12 protein-coding genes are annotated in these 15,253 nt (G+C 61.4%); 8 read left to right on the forward strand and 4 right to left on the reverse strand.

Features of this window, described 5'->3' with window-relative positions:
• The first annotated feature begins 235 nt into the window (after positions 1-235).
• The 4 genes from EVC45_RS22920 (at position 236) to EVC45_RS22935 (ending at position 4,096) form a co-directional block, all read left to right on the forward strand.
• Positions 236-1,591: an aromatic acid/H+ symport family MFS transporter gene (locus tag EVC45_RS22920; protein ID WP_129960526.1), complete on the forward strand. Its 1,356-nt coding sequence runs from the start codon at positions 236-238 to the stop codon at positions 1,589-1,591.
• A 71-nt stretch (positions 1,592-1,662) separates the two neighbouring features.
• Positions 1,663-2,688: an amidohydrolase family protein gene (locus tag EVC45_RS22925; RefSeq protein WP_129960527.1), complete on the forward strand. Its 1,026-nt coding sequence runs from the start codon at positions 1,663-1,665 to the stop codon at positions 2,686-2,688.
• A gap of 2 nt (positions 2,689-2,690) precedes the next feature.
• On the forward strand, positions 2,691-3,374 hold the full coding sequence (ligK, locus tag EVC45_RS22930) for a 4-carboxy-4-hydroxy-2-oxoadipate aldolase/oxaloacetate decarboxylase (protein ID WP_129960528.1): 684 nt from the start codon (positions 2,691-2,693) through the stop codon (positions 3,372-3,374).
• A gap of 5 nt (positions 3,375-3,379) precedes the next feature.
• Positions 3,380-4,096, forward strand: a complete 717-nt coding sequence (locus EVC45_RS22935; RefSeq protein ID WP_129960529.1) for a substrate-binding domain-containing protein — start codon at positions 3,380-3,382, stop codon at positions 4,094-4,096.
• Positions 4,097-4,216: 120 nt separating this feature from the next.
• Here the strand turns inward: EVC45_RS22935 and EVC45_RS22940 are convergent, their stop codons facing one another.
• The gene (locus EVC45_RS22940; RefSeq protein WP_129960530.1) at positions 4,217-5,233 is read right to left on the reverse strand and encodes an ATP-grasp fold amidoligase family protein; all 1,017 of its coding nucleotides are present in this window, start codon (positions 5,231-5,233) and stop codon (positions 4,217-4,219) included.
• 93 nt (positions 5,234-5,326) lie between these two features.
• On the reverse strand, positions 5,327-6,298 hold the full coding sequence (locus EVC45_RS22945; protein WP_129960564.1) for a GlxA family transcriptional regulator: 972 nt from the start codon (positions 6,296-6,298) through the stop codon (positions 5,327-5,329).
• Between the two features lie 770 nt (positions 6,299-7,068).
• On the opposite strand from EVC45_RS22945, the gene EVC45_RS22950 reads away from it, so the two are divergent.
• The 4 genes from EVC45_RS22950 to EVC45_RS22970 all read left to right on the forward strand — a co-directional run bounded on the left by EVC45_RS22950 (position 7,069) and on the right by EVC45_RS22970 (position 13,455).
• Positions 7,069-9,390, forward strand: coding sequence for a polysaccharide biosynthesis tyrosine autokinase (locus EVC45_RS22950; RefSeq protein WP_211193461.1), 2,322 nt, complete (start codon positions 7,069-7,071; stop codon positions 9,388-9,390).
• A gap of 59 nt (positions 9,391-9,449) precedes the next feature.
• On the forward strand, positions 9,450-10,565 hold the full coding sequence (locus EVC45_RS22955) for a glycosyltransferase family 1 protein (RefSeq protein WP_129960531.1): 1,116 nt from the start codon (positions 9,450-9,452) through the stop codon (positions 10,563-10,565).
• 331 nt (positions 10,566-10,896) lie between these two features.
• Positions 10,897-12,213 (forward strand): lipopolysaccharide biosynthesis protein, encoded by a 1,317-nt coding sequence (locus tag EVC45_RS22965; protein WP_129960532.1) that lies wholly within the window; start codon positions 10,897-10,899, stop codon positions 12,211-12,213.
• A 51-nt stretch (positions 12,214-12,264) separates the two neighbouring features.
• Positions 12,265-13,455: a glycosyltransferase family 4 protein gene (locus EVC45_RS22970; protein WP_129960533.1), complete on the forward strand. Its 1,191-nt coding sequence runs from the start codon at positions 12,265-12,267 to the stop codon at positions 13,453-13,455.
• Here the strand turns inward: EVC45_RS22970 and EVC45_RS22975 are convergent.
• Both EVC45_RS22975 and EVC45_RS22980 read right to left on the reverse strand, forming a co-directional pair.
• A complete protein-coding gene (locus tag EVC45_RS22975; protein WP_129960534.1) occupies positions 13,431-14,738 on the reverse strand; it encodes an O-antigen ligase in 1,308 nt (435 codons plus the stop codon). The genes EVC45_RS22970 and EVC45_RS22975 overlap by 25 nt on opposite strands.
• 308 nt (positions 14,739-15,046) lie before the next feature.
• Positions 15,047-15,244, reverse strand: coding sequence for a hypothetical protein (locus EVC45_RS22980; RefSeq protein ID WP_129960535.1), 198 nt, complete (start codon positions 15,242-15,244; stop codon positions 15,047-15,049).
• Positions 15,245-15,253: the final 9 nt, after the last annotated feature.

The following is a 15,253-nucleotide window of genomic DNA, read 5'->3' on the forward strand; positions in this document are numbered from 1 at the left end:
CGAATCGGCGCAGTTTCGCGGGTGCTATGCGGAACGGTGAGAAAGCGGATACTCGCTCCGACTATATGGTTAACCCGCGCTTTGGCCCGCGAAGGACGAAACGTACCTTCACGCCAGTCGCTTGAGTAAGGCGTTTAGGGGCCCATCGCCACGATGGTTACGGAGTCGACGTACTTTGCGAAGCAACCCGCTTCGAGCGCGCGATGAGACCAATGAAGGAGACAGGAGAGTTTTGATGAGTACTAGCAGCGGTAACCGGATTGACATCAAGAAGTTCATCGATGAACGGCCGATTTCGCCCTACCAGTGGCTATTGGTCGTGCTGTGTTTTCTGATCGTGACCGCCGACGGCATGGACGTCGCGATCATGGGTTTCGTCGCGCCGTCCATCATTCATGATTGGGCGATTTCGCGCCCTCAATTCGGCCTCGTGATGAGCGCGGCGCCGATCGGTCTCGTGATCGGCGCATTGTTCGCGGGTCCGGCATCGGACCGCATCGGCCGCAAGTGGGTGCTGATTACGTCGGTGTTTCTGTTCGGCGTGTTCACGATCGCGACTGCGTTCACGCAATCGCCGTTTTCGATGGCGGCACTGCGTCTGTTGAGCGGTATCGGCCTCGGCGCCGCCATGCCGAACTCGACGACGCTGCTGTCCGAGTACGCACCGCAACGCAAGCGCGCGCTGCTGATCACCGTGATGTTCACGGGCTTCAATCTCGGCTCGGCCTTGATCGGCTTCGCGGCCGGCTGGCTGATTCCGGTTCACGGCTGGCGCTCGGTGCTGATTTTCGGCGGCGCACTGCCGCTCGTGCTGATCCCGTTCCAGATCTGGCTGCTGCCTGAGTCGGCCCGTCTGCTCGCGGTGCGCGGCGCGCCCGCGCAGCGTATCGGCAAGGTGCTCGGCCGGGTGTGCGGCGTGCACTTTGCAGGCAATGAAGTATTCGTGTCGAACGAACCGCCGCTGCCGACGCGCAAGCCGATCGGCGTGCTGTTCTCGCAAGGCTATGGCTCGATGACGATCGCGCTGTGGGTCACGTATTTCATGGGCCTGCTCGTGATCTATCTGCTGACGGGCTGGCTGCCGACGCTGATGAAGGATGCGGGCCTGTCGGTCACGACCGCGGCCAACGTCACGGCGATGTTCCAGATCGGCGGCACGATCGGCGCGGTCCTGGTCGGCTGGATCATGGACAAGGCACGTCCGGCGCCGGTCATCAGCGCCGCGTATATCGGTGGTGCGCTGTGCGTGCTCGGCCTCGGCTACATCGGCGCGCTGTCGTCGTCGCTCGCACTGCTGGTGTTTCTCGCGGGCTTCTGCATGAGCGGCGCGCAAACCGGTCTGAACGCATTCGCTCCCAGCCGTTACCCGACTGTCGCGCGTGCGACCGGTGTGAGCTGGATGCTCGGCATGGGCCGCTTCGGCAGCATCTTCGGCTCGGCGATCGGCGGCGCGCTGCTCGGCCTCGGCTGGCAGTTCGGCGCGATCCTCGCGATGCTCGCAATCCCTGCTACGCTCGCCGCTATAGCCATCCTGGTGAGCCAGCGGGTGGGCGGCGCCGAAGCGGTGGCGCAGCCGAATACCGCGCATTGACGCATGCAGGAACGCGGCGCGCGAGCGTTTCACGCGCGCTGCTGGTTAAATTCATCTACTGAGGAATCACGGTGATCATCGACATTCACGGCCACTACACCACCGCGCCCAAAGCGTTGGAGACGTGGCGCAACCGCCAGATCGCAGGCATCAAGAGTCCGTCCGAGATGCCGAAGGTGGCGGAATTGCAGATCAGCGACGACGAGCTGCGCGAGTCGATCGAAAACAACCAGTTGAAACTGATGCGCGAGCGCGGCCTCGATCTGACGATCTTCAGTCCGCGCGCGAGCTTCATGGCGCACCACATCGGCGACTTCGAAATCTCGAGCACGTGGGCCGCGATCTGCAATGAACTGTGCTATCGCGTGAGCCAGCTGTTTCCCGAGAACTTCGTGCCGGCCGCGATGTTGCCGCAAAGTCCGGGTGTCGATCCGGCCACCTGTATTCCCGAACTCGTCAAATGCGTCGAGCAGTACGGCAATGTCGCGATCAACCTGAATCCCGATCCGTCGGGCGGCCACTGGACCAGCCCGCCGCTGTCGGACCGCTCGTGGTACCCGATCTACGAGAAGATGGTCGAGTACGACATTCCCGCGATGATCCATGTGAGCACGAGTTGCAACGCGTGCTTCCACACCACCGGCTCGCACTACCTGAATGCGGATACCACCGCGTTCATGCAATGCCTGACCTCGGACCTGTTCCGCGATTTCCCGACGCTGCGATTCGTGATTCCGCACGGCGGCGGCGCGGTGCCGTATCACTGGGGTCGTTTTCGCGGCCTCGCGCAGGAGCTGAAAAAGCCCTTGCTGAAGGACCATCTGCTGAACAACGTGTTCTTCGACACCTGTGTCTACCATCAGCCGGGTATCGATCTGCTTACGCGCGTGATTCCGGTGGACAACATCCTGTTCGCTAGCGAGATGATCGGCGCGGTGCGCGGCATCGATCCGGAAACCGGTCATTATTTCGACGACACGAAGCGCTACGTCGAAGCCGCGGACATGAACCCGGAGCAGCGCTACAAGATCTACGAAGGCAACGCGCGGCGCGTCTATCCGTGTCTGGACACCTTGCTGAAAACGAAGGGGCTGTAATCATGTATGAAATGGGAGTCGTCTATCGCAACATCCACCGCGCGGATGCCGACGTGGCCGCCAGACTCGGCGTCCTCGGCTCGGCCACCGTGCACGAAGCCATGGGCCGCACCGGCCTGCTCAAACCGTATATGCGCCCGATCTACACCGGCGCGCGCGCGAGCGGCACGGCCGTCACGGTGCTGCTGCAACCGGGCGACAACTGGATGCTGCACGTCGCGGCCGAACAGATCCGGCCGGGCGACATCGTCGTCGCGGGCGTCACCGCGGAGAGCACCGATGGTTACTTCGGCGATCTGCTCGCGACCAGCTTCAAGGCGCGCGGCGCGCATGCACTGATCATCGATGCCGGCGTGCGCGACGTCAGCGTGCTGAGCGAAATGAACTTCCCGGTCTGGAGCAAGGCGATCTCCGCGAAGGGCACGGTCAAGGCGACGCTCGGCTCGGTGAACATTCCGGTTGTGTGCGCGGGCGCACTGGTCACGCCGGGCGACGTCGTCGTCGCCGATGACGATGGCGTGGTCGTGGTGCCGGCTGCCGCCGCGCAGGCGGTGCTCGACAAGGCCGCGGCGCGCGAGGCCAACGAAGCCGAGAAGCGCGCGAAACTCGCCTCCGGCGTGCTCGGTCTCGACATGTACAACATGCGCGGGCCGCTCGAGCAGGCCGGCCTGCGTTACAAGGACTGACAGGCGTGGTCGCAGAGTTCAACGCCCACGCGGCGCTCGCGCCGATCACCGGCATTTCGTCGATGGCGACGCGCCAGCTGCTGGCCGAACTCGCCACGTCGTACGAGCGACGCACGGGGCAGCGTGTCGCGATCGAATCGGTCGGCGGCGTCGATGCCGCGCGCCGGGTCGAGGATGACGAAGTATTCGACATCGTCGTGCTTGCCGCGGACGCGATCGAGCGGCTCGTCGTGACGGGCTGCGTCGAGGCGGCGAGCCGCGTCGCGCTGGCGCGTTCCGGCATCGCGGCCGCGGTCGCGGCCGGACAAGCGCAGCCGGACATCGCGACCGCAGCGGCGCTGCGCGACGCGGTTCTCGGTGCGCGCAGCATCGGTTACTCGACGGGGCCGAGCGGCACGTATCTGCTGAAGCTGTTCGAACGCTGGGGTATTGCCGGGCAGATTGCGCCGCGCCTAGTGAAGGCACCGCCCGGTGTGCCGGTCGGTACGCTCGTCGCGCGCGGAGAAGTTGCGCTCGGCTTCCAGCAGACGAGCGAGTTGATTCACGTGCCGGGGATCGACGTGCTCGGCGAGCTTCCGGCCGCCGTCCAGTCCACCACGACTTTCACCGCCGCGATCTGCACGGTGGCGCGCCAGCGTAAAGCGGCGCAAGCGTTGCTTGCGTTTCTGGCCTCGCCCGAGGCCGACGGCGCAAAGCTGCAAAACGGCATGTCGCCCGTTTGAGGGCCGGCGGCGCTCGCCGACCCCTGCTCTTCGAGCGACTGAAGCGGGCGCACACGCGCTGTTTATCGAAGCGCTCCGTTCGATGATCGCGGGGTCCGAACGCGATGAATGAAAGCGCGTTCAAACCAGCAGCTTGCCCCACTCGTAATCGATACGGTCCGGCGTGAAGGGCAGCACGCCCGCGCCGGGCGTGAATGTAAGTTCGCCGAAATAAACGAGGCCATCCGGCGCATACAGGTCGACGCGCACATAGTCGAAGTCTTCGCACAGGCGGGTCGCCACATCGAGCACGGACTGTAGGTGCGGCGGGCGCGGAGCGGGTGCCGCGCTGCGCTTGTAGTCGCCGATTGCGATATCGAGGTGATTCCAGTCGATGTCGTACACGTCCCCGTGCGTCGCGTTACCGAAGCGGTCGGAGATCACGAGGATATAGATGATCGGCCCCTCAGGCCGGCCACCAAAGCAGTGCACCTTGAAATCCGCCGGAATCTTGCCGTGCTGATCGAGCAGCAACTGCTCGAAGAACACGCGCGGCTCGATCATCCCGTAGTGCCGTTCGCGACCCACGTAATAGAACTGGGTGCGCAGCCATTGGTCGGCGATTTTCTTCAGCTTCTCGAACGAAGTCTCCGATTTGTTTCTCACCACTTCGACGAAGCTGCTGCCGTGATTGGCTTTCATCACGAAAGCCTCGGGCAGCGCATCGAACACCTCAGGTGTGAATGCATCGGGCGCTGCGATCAGCGGTATCAAATGCTTGTCGCCGATTTTCCTGGCAATATACTCGCGCACCCGCAGCTTGTCGGTCAGTTCGACGAAGCGCGGATCAGGGTGAAGATTGCGCTGCAGGATCTTCTCATTGAACGTCACCGGATGAATGAGGTTCGGATAGCGGCCAACGCATTTGTGATGTAACAGGCTTAGGAAAACAGTGTCCGGCAACAGCGTTTTTGCCGCTTCCTTGATCTTTCTCGCCGTAGATGGCGGTTGCCCGTTCGCCGAATGCGCGCCGGCGTGCGAACCCGGCCGTTCGCCGGACGGAGCCACGGTGCTGTCACCGGACTGTCGGGCGGGCATTTTTTTCGGCGCGACGGACGCGTCTTGCGCGGCCAGCCCCGCGGATTTGATGATCGTCATGTTTTAATCCCTTGGCGGTCGAGACGACGAGGCGTCCTCGGAGTAACAGGGAAATTGCAATCAAAGTGTCCTCGGAGTAACCGGGAATTGAAATCAAAGCGTCAGCGGCGCCTGCCGGAGCATCTCGGTCGCGGCGCTCCAGCTTTCCTCCGGCGTCAGCCAACGTTCATCCGCATCCACGTGCTGTTGCGCACGGAATTGGGTCGGCGACATGCCATAGCGTTCCTTGAATAGGCGCCCGAGTCGATTGCCGTCGCCCATTCCGCAACGGCGCGCAATCTTGTCCACCGGCAAATCGGTGTTCTTCAGCATCGAGCGAACGATCTCGAAGCGTGTGCGCAGCAAATATTCGAGTGGCGTCATGCCGAACTCGCATTTGAAGCGGCGCTGGAAGTTGCGCTTGCTCATTGCCACCGATTCGGCCGCCTGCGCAACCGAAATAGCCTTGCTGTAGTTCTCCTTGATCCAGCGCGCCGATTCGCGAATCTTCTCCGTCGTCGTCGTGATGTTGACGTCGTCGAACTCCGAACGGCTTTTCTCGGCGTAGCCGGTCTGCAGGATGCGGCCGATCTTGCGGGCCGTGTCGGTATTGATGTCGCGCTCGATCTGCGCGAGTGCGAGATCGGTCGGCGTCACGTTGCTTTGCGTGCGTGCGGCGTCACCGCTGTCGTCGAACAGAAAGATCGGCACGATCGATTGCAGCGGATCGTTGCAGACGACCGCGAGATTCGCACCCTGTTGCATGCCGAACGATGCGATCGATCCTTGCAGCGAGATCCACGACAGAAAGCGGTCGTTCGATTCGGCGACTTCGGTGACGTCGCGGCACGCGACGAAGAACGCGTGAAAATCAGCGAGGCAGTACCGTTCGAGGCCTTGCGTCCAGATCGATATACCGGAGGAGCTGGTCACCAGACCGCCGCCGTCGGATACGACGGTAAACCGGTATGGCGCCTCTTCGCCAGCCGTTCTCTTGAACTCATTGGCAAGCCGAAACGCGTCGCCAATCGCGCCGGTACTTGCCATCGAACAATCCTGAAAGACGAATAGACCAATGTGCTTCATCACGCGAGCTTCTCCAGTCAGGAAAATCTACGCATTGAGATTAGCGCAACGATTTGGGTGAGACGAGCTTGGCCGGCATGCGCGGGTGTTTTGGCGTAATCGTCAGGATCCCAGAAATTCTTACCTCGCTATTGGCCAAAATGCGTGCTACTAATTAACGTTGCGCGGCATTTTTTTCCCGATCAATTAGCGCGATTCTTGCAAGCCAGACGAGCATAGATCGGCGGAATGCGCCGAGTGGCGTGGTTTCGGCGCGATTAGCTTGATAACGACAGCATTCCTTGCACTTTCACCCTGCAAATCGCGTTCTGTCGCGATGTACGGCGTCGCCCGTATAACTCTGTTACAGCAATTGCAGATCGCAACAAGCCTTTCCGGCTTCTGTTTCATTTGTAAAAGGCTCCGCATTATCGGCCAATAGCACCCTACTTTGGGCCGCCGGCGAATGCCTCGATCCTTTGCGGACTATGCTTCACCGCAACATCGAGAGAGAAATTGTCAATCGCGGATTACGTGAATGGCGGGCTTCGCATTCCCTGATTCGTGAGAAGAACAATCGGCAACGCTGCGGTGGATAAGCATTAGGTGTGTAGCTTTCCGTGCTTCGAGAGGTCCCGAACACGGCTCCCCGACCTAACCCGACACAGCACGTCGCTTCGCCGTGCTGCCAGCCAATCGAGGGCCTATCTGGCCGGCGGCATAAATAGCGACGTGGCGACGCAAAGCGATCGTCGATCGTTTTGTTTCATCAACCTGCAAGGATCAGACCGGTGGATTACTATCCGCAAAACTCGCTCTATCCCGCTGTTGATACCGAGCGCAGACAACTCAGTGCCAGCGGGATGCTCACGCTAATGCGCGACCACATCTGGGAGATCGTGGTGACGACGGTCGTCGTCCTCACGCTCGCGGTCGCGTATCTTCTGATTGCTACACCCATCTATTCCGCCGACGTAATCATTCGTGTGGACCCACCCGAGCCAAATGCGCTCGGACTCGCGTTGCAGAACCAGGAACTGCTGCCGCCGCCGACACCATCGTCGGTAACCGAAATGGCGGTCATGGAGAGCCGCTCGGTTTTGCAGCCGGTCATCGACCAGTTCCGTTTCGACATTTCGATAAAGCCCCACAAGCTGCCGGTGCTCGGCGACATCGCCGAAAAATTCGCGACGCCGGGACAACCCTCCGCGCCGTGGTTTGGGCTGAAATCGTTTGCATGGGGCGGCGAGCGCGTGCAGATCGCGTCGCTCGATGTGCCGCGCGAACTCGAGGAAGAGAAGCTGACTCTGACTGCGCTCGATAATGGCGGCTTCCAATTGCACGGGCCGTCCGGCGAGTTGCTGGCGAGCGGTACGGTGGGCATGCCGCTCAAGCAGAACGGCGTGTCGATGCTCGTGAAGGAACTCGATGCGCGGCCGGGCACGAAATTCGAAGTGGTCCGCTGGAACGAGCTGGATGCGATCAAGCGCTTCGATAACCTCGTCAAGATCGGCGACAAGGTGAAGGACTCGGGGCTGATGGAAATACAGTACCGCGACAAGAGCCCGGACAAAGCCGCGGCCGTCGCCAATGCATTGGGGCAGCAATACCTCACATCCGCGGTGGCGAGCCGGCAGGCAAACGACACGCAGACGCTTGCGTTCATTAACGGCGAGCTACCGCGCCTACTCGGCGATCTGCGAAAAAGCGAGGAAGCGCTGAAGAACTTCCGCTCGAGCGCGCAATCGATGCAGCCGACCAATGAGGCGCAAGCCTACTTGCAGGGCGGCCTGGATCTCGACAAGCAGATCGCGACGTTGCAATTGCAGCGCACGCAAATGCTCGAGCGCTATACGCCGCAGAGCCGCTGGGTGCAGAACATCGACGAGCAGCTCGCGCAATTGAATCAAGCGAAAGCGAAATTCTCCGACCATTTCAATGGCATGCCGGCGTCGGAACGCGCGAGCGTCGATCTGATCCGCGCGCAGAAGGTCGCCGAAACGGTGTATCTCGGCATGGTGCAGAAGGCCGAGCAATTGCAGGTACGCCGCGCCAGCACGACCGGCGGCGCGCACATTCTCGACCAGGCGATCAGGCCGCATATGCCTGTCATGCCGCAGCCGATTCTGGTGCTCGGCGGCGGGCTGGTGCTCGGTGTCGTGTCCGGCGTCGTGCTGGTCTTCATGCGCCGCCATGTGATGATCGGCGTGACGGATCCGCGCTACGTCGAGCGTCAGATGAGCGTGCCGGTGTTCGGCGAGGTTCTGTTCAGCCATCAGCAGCTGCTGCTCGATCGCGATGCGAACGCTGGGCGCAAAGCGCTACCGGCCGCGGCCGGGCGCGCCCAGCCGCCAATGCAGAAGAGTCTGCACGACATTCAGCTCGATGCCGGCATTCAGAACAGGATTCTCGCCGCACGCTTTCCGCACGACACGTCGGTCGAAGCCCTGCGCAGCGTACGGACCGCCGTCACGCGCGATCTCGCGCATGCGCGCAACAACATCGTGATGATCATCGGGCCCACGCCGTCCGCGGGCAAGAGCTTCGTCGCCGCGAATCTGGCGATCCTGCACGCGGAAGTCGGTTCGCGCGTGGTACTGATCGATGCCGATATGCGTCGCGGCCATCTCGCCTCGCTATTTAACGAGAGCAATCGGGGCGGCCTTTCGGAAGTACTGGCGGAGCGCATGCCGCTGCGTAATGCGTTGCGCTCGACCCACATCGACGGATTGACGTTCCTGTCGTGCGGCGCGCGCCCGGAAAATCCCGCTGCACTTCTGATGAAGCCGCGCCTGAAGGACCTGCTCGAGCGGCTGTCGGGCCAGTTCGATCTGGTGATCATCGATACGCCGCCTTTCCTCGCGGTCACCGACGCATCGATCGTTGCGAACGAGGCGGGCGCGTCCCTGCTGGTGCTGCGCTCGGGCATGCAAAGCGAGGAGGAGATCGCCGACACGGTCAAAAAGATGGAGCGCGCGGAAGGGCGCATCGCGGGTGCGGTATTCAACGGCATTCCGCTGCGTCGAAGCACGAAGAATTACGGCTACGAAACGAACTATGCCAGCGATTTCGGCGAAAACGACATCGCGCCGCCAGCGCCGCGAGGCACCTGAGCGGGTGGAGACCTCGACGCGGTAAAGCGTGTTCGCGATGGCGCAAAACGGAGAATCAGATGGCCTTTGCAATCAACGGAAAGTTTACTTCGCAGTCCGTCACGGGGGTTCAGCGCGTTGCGTACGAGCTGACCAGGGCCATGCAGATGCGCGCCGCGCCGGGTGACAAACCCGAAGTGTTCGTGCCGCAAAACGTGGTGGAGCCTGGCGCACAGCTCGAACCGCAACGGCGCTTTCCGTGGCTGCGCGGCACGCTGTGGGAGCAGATCACGCTGCCGATCGCCGCACGCGGCCTCACGCTGCTGAGTCTGTGCAATACGAATCCGCTGTTCAAGCACGGGCAGATCGTGATGGTTCACGACATGGCCGTCTATGACGTGCCGGAAGGATTCTCGAGGAAATTCCGGCTCTGGTATCGCATCTGTTTCACGCTATTGCCGCGCACGCATCCAATCGTTCTAACGGTGTCGACGTTTTCGAAGGCGCGTATCTGCCATCACCTGAAAATCGACGAATCACGTGTGAAAGTGGTGACGCCCGGCGCGGATCATCTCGACCGGATCGTTTCCGACCCGTCGGTGCTGCAACGGCTCGGATTGAAGCAGGACGCTTATTGCGTGATCGTCGGCAGTCTCGACCCGCGCAAGAATCTGCGCGGCGTGCTGGCTGCGATCGCGCGGCTAGGGCATCTGAGCGACGTCAAATTCGTCATCGTGGGTAAAAAGAATCCGCGCATCTTCAGTAGCGCAGGCGTGGAGCATCCGGTGCATTCGCGGCAGATCGTGTGGGCCGGTTTCGTGTCGGACGGGGAGTTGAAGGCGCTGTACGAGAGCGCGGGATGCCTCGTGTTTCCGTCGTTGTACGAAGGTTTCGGTCTGCCGCCTCTGGAAGCGATGTATTGCGGCTGTCCGGTGATCGCGTCCGCGCGCACCTCGATACCGGAGGCGTGCGGCCATGCCGCGATGTACTGCGAGGCGACTTCCGCGGACGACATCGCCGCAAAGATCGCGAAGATGATGGGCGATGCCGGGCTTCGCCAAAGTTACCGCGTGGCGGGGCGCGCGCATGCGCGCGAGTTTCGCTGGGAGCGCGCGGCGCAACAGGTACTCGAACTCCTCGATGTCCGGACCGGCGAGCGACTGGTCGAGCTGACGCCGCGCGCGTCCGCGAGCTAGCGATGGGTGAACACGAACATGGATCGCATGAAGACCCGTGCTGGCAGAAGACGTGCATTGCGCCCACGCGCTGCATTGGCGCCGGGCGCGGCCGCGCCGCCGTCGAAGCTCGGACCCGCTTTTGCCCTGGTACGGGACCCAACGCCGACGAACCCGCGCGTCCACATGAGGTCTGATCTGATCGGCACGAACGGCTGGCCCGGATCGACCGCGGACATCGCGATGTGGCGTCGCTCGGCAAATGCCTTCGCTTCCCGGCAACGACCTCGTTATATCGCCAACCCGCACGCGCGCCGTGGCGTCGCAGGACGCTGAGGCGAAGGAGGAAGGCATGGATAGACGAGCGAGCGCCAATCTAATCATATTTGTCTACGTCGGCTATTTCATGAGGTACGTGTACCTCATGATCGTCGTGCCGTTCTATGGCCGGGTGCTCGGCGTGGCCGAGTACGGCCGGGTACTCGCGTCGATGTCGTTGATGAACGTGATATGGATGCTCGTCGGCTTCGGGTTCACCTTCGTCGGGATGCGCGAGGTGGCGAAAGCGCAGTCGCCGCAGGAATGCAATGCGATCTACTCGCTACAAGTCAGTGCGCGGCTGGTATTCGGCGTGATCGGCGCGGGCATCGGCATCATTGCGACGTTCTGTTCACCGTTATTATCGGAGCAGCCGCTGATCGGCGTGCTCGCGACCTTGCTCGGCATCGTGTCGGCATGCAATCTCGGCTGGCTGTTTCAGGGGCGGCAGCAGATTCGTACGCCGATCATGATCGAAGTATTCGGCTTCGCGCTGAGCCTCGTACTGGTGCTGACGCTCGTCAAAGGACCGAACGACGCCGTATGGGTGTTGGCGAGTCTGCTGATTGCGGGAATCGCGTCTTCGGTTATTTCCTATGGTTTGGCGACATGGCAGATCGGTTGGCCGCGTCTGGCGTTTGCCGGCGTCCTGCCGCTCGTGCGCAGGTCGGCGATGCTGTTCTGCTATTCGTCCGGCTCCGTCGTGCTGACGGCATCGTCGACGTATTTGCTGACCTTGTTCTCGACGCCGGCGGAGGTCGGCTATTTCGGCGCGGCCGAGCGTTTCGCGACGATCGGACTGAGCCTGATGTCCCCCGCGGCGCAGGTCTTTATTCCGACGATAACCCGCCAGCTCGCGCAGGGCGACACGGCCGGCGCGCATGTCACGACGCGGCGAGGCGCGATCTTGCTGATGGGCTATGGCGTAATCGTGCTGTGCGGCGCGTTGACACTTTCGCCTTTCGTGTTGCCTCTGATTCTCGGCGCCGCGTTCGAGCCGAGCGTGCACGTGCTGCAGATATTTGCATGGATGTTCCCGTTCGCGGCCTTCAATGATTTCGTCGCGCTCTACGTATTCGTGCCGCGCAGGAAAGACCGGGTACTCGCGATCGTCGGGGTCGCGTCAGCGCTGCTCAACCTCGCCACGGCGCTGATTCTCGCGCCGCGTTTCGGCGCAATTGGCATGGCGTCTGCTCGCGTGATCGGGGAGGCGTCGTCGTCGGTGGCGCTGCTCAGCGTGTTGATTCGCCTCGAGCTGGTCGGGGTGTTGCCCGGCGCGGAGCGGGCGCTCGAACGGGTAAGGGTGGTGTGTGGGCTTCGTACGCAGGCGGGCGGCGCAAAAGATGATTGAAGTGGCGCGTGGGTGTGCGGGAGTTCGGTTGGATTGTCACAGGAGGTCGAAGTGAAAGTCGCTATTGTTCACGATTGGCTGGTAGTGTCCGGCGGCGCCGAGAAAGTATTGAAGAACATCATCGAGTGCTTCCCGGATGCGGACATCTTTTCGATTGTCGATTTTCTCGAAGACCGCGAATGCGTGAAGGGGAAGTCCGTCAACACGTCGTTCATCCAGAAGATGCCATTCGCGCGAAGACGATACCGCGCCTATCTACCATTGATGCCGATTGCGATCGAGCAGGTGGATCTGTCCGCCTACGATCTCGTCATTTCGAGCTCGCACGCAGTCGCGAAGGGCGTGTTGACCGGGCCGAATCAGGTGCATATCAGCTACATTCATTCGCCGATCCGCTACGCGTGGGATCTTCAACATCAGTACCTGCGCGAATCCCATCTCGACACGGGACTGCGCTCGGCGTTGGCGCGCGTGCTGCTTCATTACATTCGCAGCTGGGATTCGCGCTCCGCGAACGGGGTCGATCATCTCGTCGCGAATTCTCAGTTCATTGCGCGGCGGATCAGAAAGGCCTATCAGCGCGATGCGACCGTGATCTATCCGCCGGTCGATCTGGCGAAGATGTCCATTGGTACGGAGAAAGAAGATTTCTACGTGACAGCGTCGCGTATGGTGCCTTATAAGCGTATCGATCTGATCGTTCAGGCCTTTTCTCAAACGCCCGAGCGCAAGCTGGTCGTGATCGGCGAAGGTCCCGAGATGAAGAGGATCAAAGCGGTGGCCGGCGATAACGTGCAGATTCTCGGGCATCAGCCGTCCGAGATGCTGGTCGATCATTTACGGCGCGCACGCGCATTCGTGTTCGCGGCGGAAGAAGATTTCGGCATCTCCGTGGTGGAAGCGCAGGCATGCGGCACGCCGGTCATCGCGTTCGGCCGCGGCGGCGCGCTTGAATCGGTGGTGGGGTTGCCGCTCGAGCGGCCCACCGGCGTCTTCTTCGGTGAGCAAAGCACCGCGTCCCTGCTTGAAGCCGTGACCCGCTTCGAGAGCAGCGCAGCCTTATTCGACGCGCGCGTGTGCCGCAAGAATGCCGAGCGCTTTTCGTCGGAGAACTTCAAGAAGGCGCTGATGGGCTTCGTCGAAGCGCGGCTCCCGTATGCGTGCGTCGAACAGTTTCTTCCCTATGCGCCGACTCAGTCGCTGCCGGTCGAAGAACGTCATCTTGCCGACGTGACACCCTGAGTCGGGCGCCGGGGCACGGGCTGTGCAGCTCGCGTGCCCACGATGCCCGCGTTGCGCGCTCCGCGCGTGCCGGGCCTGAATACGGTGGCCGTCAGCGGACGCGCGGCCAGCAGCAGCGAGACCACCAGAGAAAGAATCAATACGTTCGACGGCGAGACCAGCCGATGCTCGGTAGCCGACATCACCAGCAGGCAGACCGACGAAATCTCGACGAAGCGGAACGCCGCGAACTGGCGCCCCCCTTCGACCAACGCGGCATACGCCGCCCCCTGTTTGCTCCATTCGACCAGCTTCCAGAAGAACGCGAGGATCAGCGTCAGGCCCACTACGCCGAGCTCAGCGAGGATATTCAGGTACGAGTTGTGAGCATGCGAGTCGCTGTGTTCGATCACCACGTTGGACGGCACCGCAAACAGATGGAAGTACGACACGAGGCTGCCGATATGATCGTCGAAGGCGCCGAAGCCGAGACCGACGAGCGGGCTTTGCACGAAATACGCGAGCGCTCGTGGCCACAACCATTCGTAGCGAATGTTGAGGTTGGCGACCTTGGCGTCATTGGAGTGAATCGCGAACGAATAGCCCATGTAGTCGACGTTCGGTTCGGTATGGTAGATCGCGATGGCGAGCGAGGCGACCAGCATCACGGCGATCAGCGTGCCGAGAATCCAGCGTTTGCGGCCAAAGTACAGATAGGGCAGCACGGCCACCGCGCCGAGCAGCGAGCCGCGGCTATAGGTCGAAAACAGCATCAGCGCATTGCAGACGAGCAGCGCGATCAGCAGCTTGCTGCGTTTCTGCAGATAGCAGGCTATGCCGAGACAGAACAGCATCGCCAGGAAGCCACCGGCTGCGTTACGGGCAATGAAGTAGCTGCCGAAGCTGTCGTTTGCGTGAACGAAGATGCTGAAAAGCCCGTTTTCCGCGATGAAGTACGCGTACATCGGCAGATTGATCACGACCGCGAAAATGAACAGCGCACGCAGTACCTTGTTCAGATCCCAGCGGTGCACATATACGCAACCGGCAAAAATGGGCAGATACGAGATGAAAAAATTGCCGTCGCGCCGATAGAAATCGAAATCGAGGAACGATTGCGGATCATAGAGCAGCGTCGAGACGATCGCGAGCACCGTGAAGGCGGTAAGCGGCGCGATGAATGGGGGATAACTGCGGCCGTAAAAGCGCCATGCGAGCAATAGCATCGGGACAAAGCCGATCGCACAGATGGGCACGAAATTCGTGACCGTCATGAAAAGTGCGAGTAGCGAAATATAGGCCATTGCAACTCCAGAAAAGCCGATGGCGCGCCGATTGGGTGGTACCCATGCGCTGAACGATGGCGAGATTGGAAACGGCGGAAAACTCGCAGTGTGGCCGCACGATCACACCGCTGTTTCTCTTTGACATGAATGCCATGGGACGTTCATTAAACGGTAGCACGTGTCGCGGTTTATTTCCAATCGTGCGCCCTGCAATAGAAGTGCAAGCTCGTTCGCAAGTTTGCTAAATCGAGTCCGCGAGCGCCGCCAAAACTTCCGCGCTTCGCGCCAGATGGCCTGCGTGGCAACGTGTCCTCACTATGATGAATTCATCGGGGCACGATGTCGACCAGATCCAAAGCACGTCGTTGCCGCATTCGTTCTTTCGTTTCAATCGTTTTCCGGTCGTCGTTGTCGAGCAGACCACTGCGATCCGGCCAGTCAGTTTCCGTACTTCGCGATCGAGCCGGATTCTCCGTCGGCGGATGCTTTTCTTCACAGCGAACTGAACTGCTGGTCTGGTCCATTCGACGCGG

Source organism: Paraburkholderia sp. UYCP14C (assembly GCF_004197395.1).
GTDB lineage: Bacteria > Pseudomonadota > Gammaproteobacteria > Burkholderiales > Burkholderiaceae > Paraburkholderia.

What these genes read in the sequence shown, in the direction of transcription:
- EVC45_RS22955 (WP_129960531.1), top strand. Translation starts at nt 9,450, where the DNA reads ATGGCCTTTGCAATCAACGGAAAGTTTACTTCGCAGTCCGTCACGGGG.
- EVC45_RS22945 (WP_129960564.1), bottom strand. Translation starts at nt 6,298, where the DNA reads ATGAAGCACATTGGTCTATTCGTCTTTCAGGATTGTTCGATGGCAAGT.
- EVC45_RS22920 (WP_129960526.1), top strand. Translation starts at nt 236, where the DNA reads ATGAGTACTAGCAGCGGTAACCGGATTGACATCAAGAAGTTCATCGAT.
- EVC45_RS22975 (WP_129960534.1), bottom strand. Translation starts at nt 14,738, where the DNA reads ATGGCCTATATTTCGCTACTCGCACTTTTCATGACGGTCACGAATTTC.
- EVC45_RS22965 (WP_129960532.1), top strand. Translation starts at nt 10,897, where the DNA reads ATGGATAGACGAGCGAGCGCCAATCTAATCATATTTGTCTACGTCGGC.
- EVC45_RS22940 (WP_129960530.1), bottom strand. Translation starts at nt 5,233, where the DNA reads ATGACGATCATCAAATCCGCGGGGCTGGCCGCGCAAGACGCGTCCGTC.
- ligK (WP_129960528.1), top strand. Translation starts at nt 2,691, where the DNA reads ATGTATGAAATGGGAGTCGTCTATCGCAACATCCACCGCGCGGATGCC.
- EVC45_RS22980 (WP_129960535.1), bottom strand. Translation starts at nt 15,244, where the DNA reads ATGGACCAGACCAGCAGTTCAGTTCGCTGTGAAGAAAAGCATCCGCCG.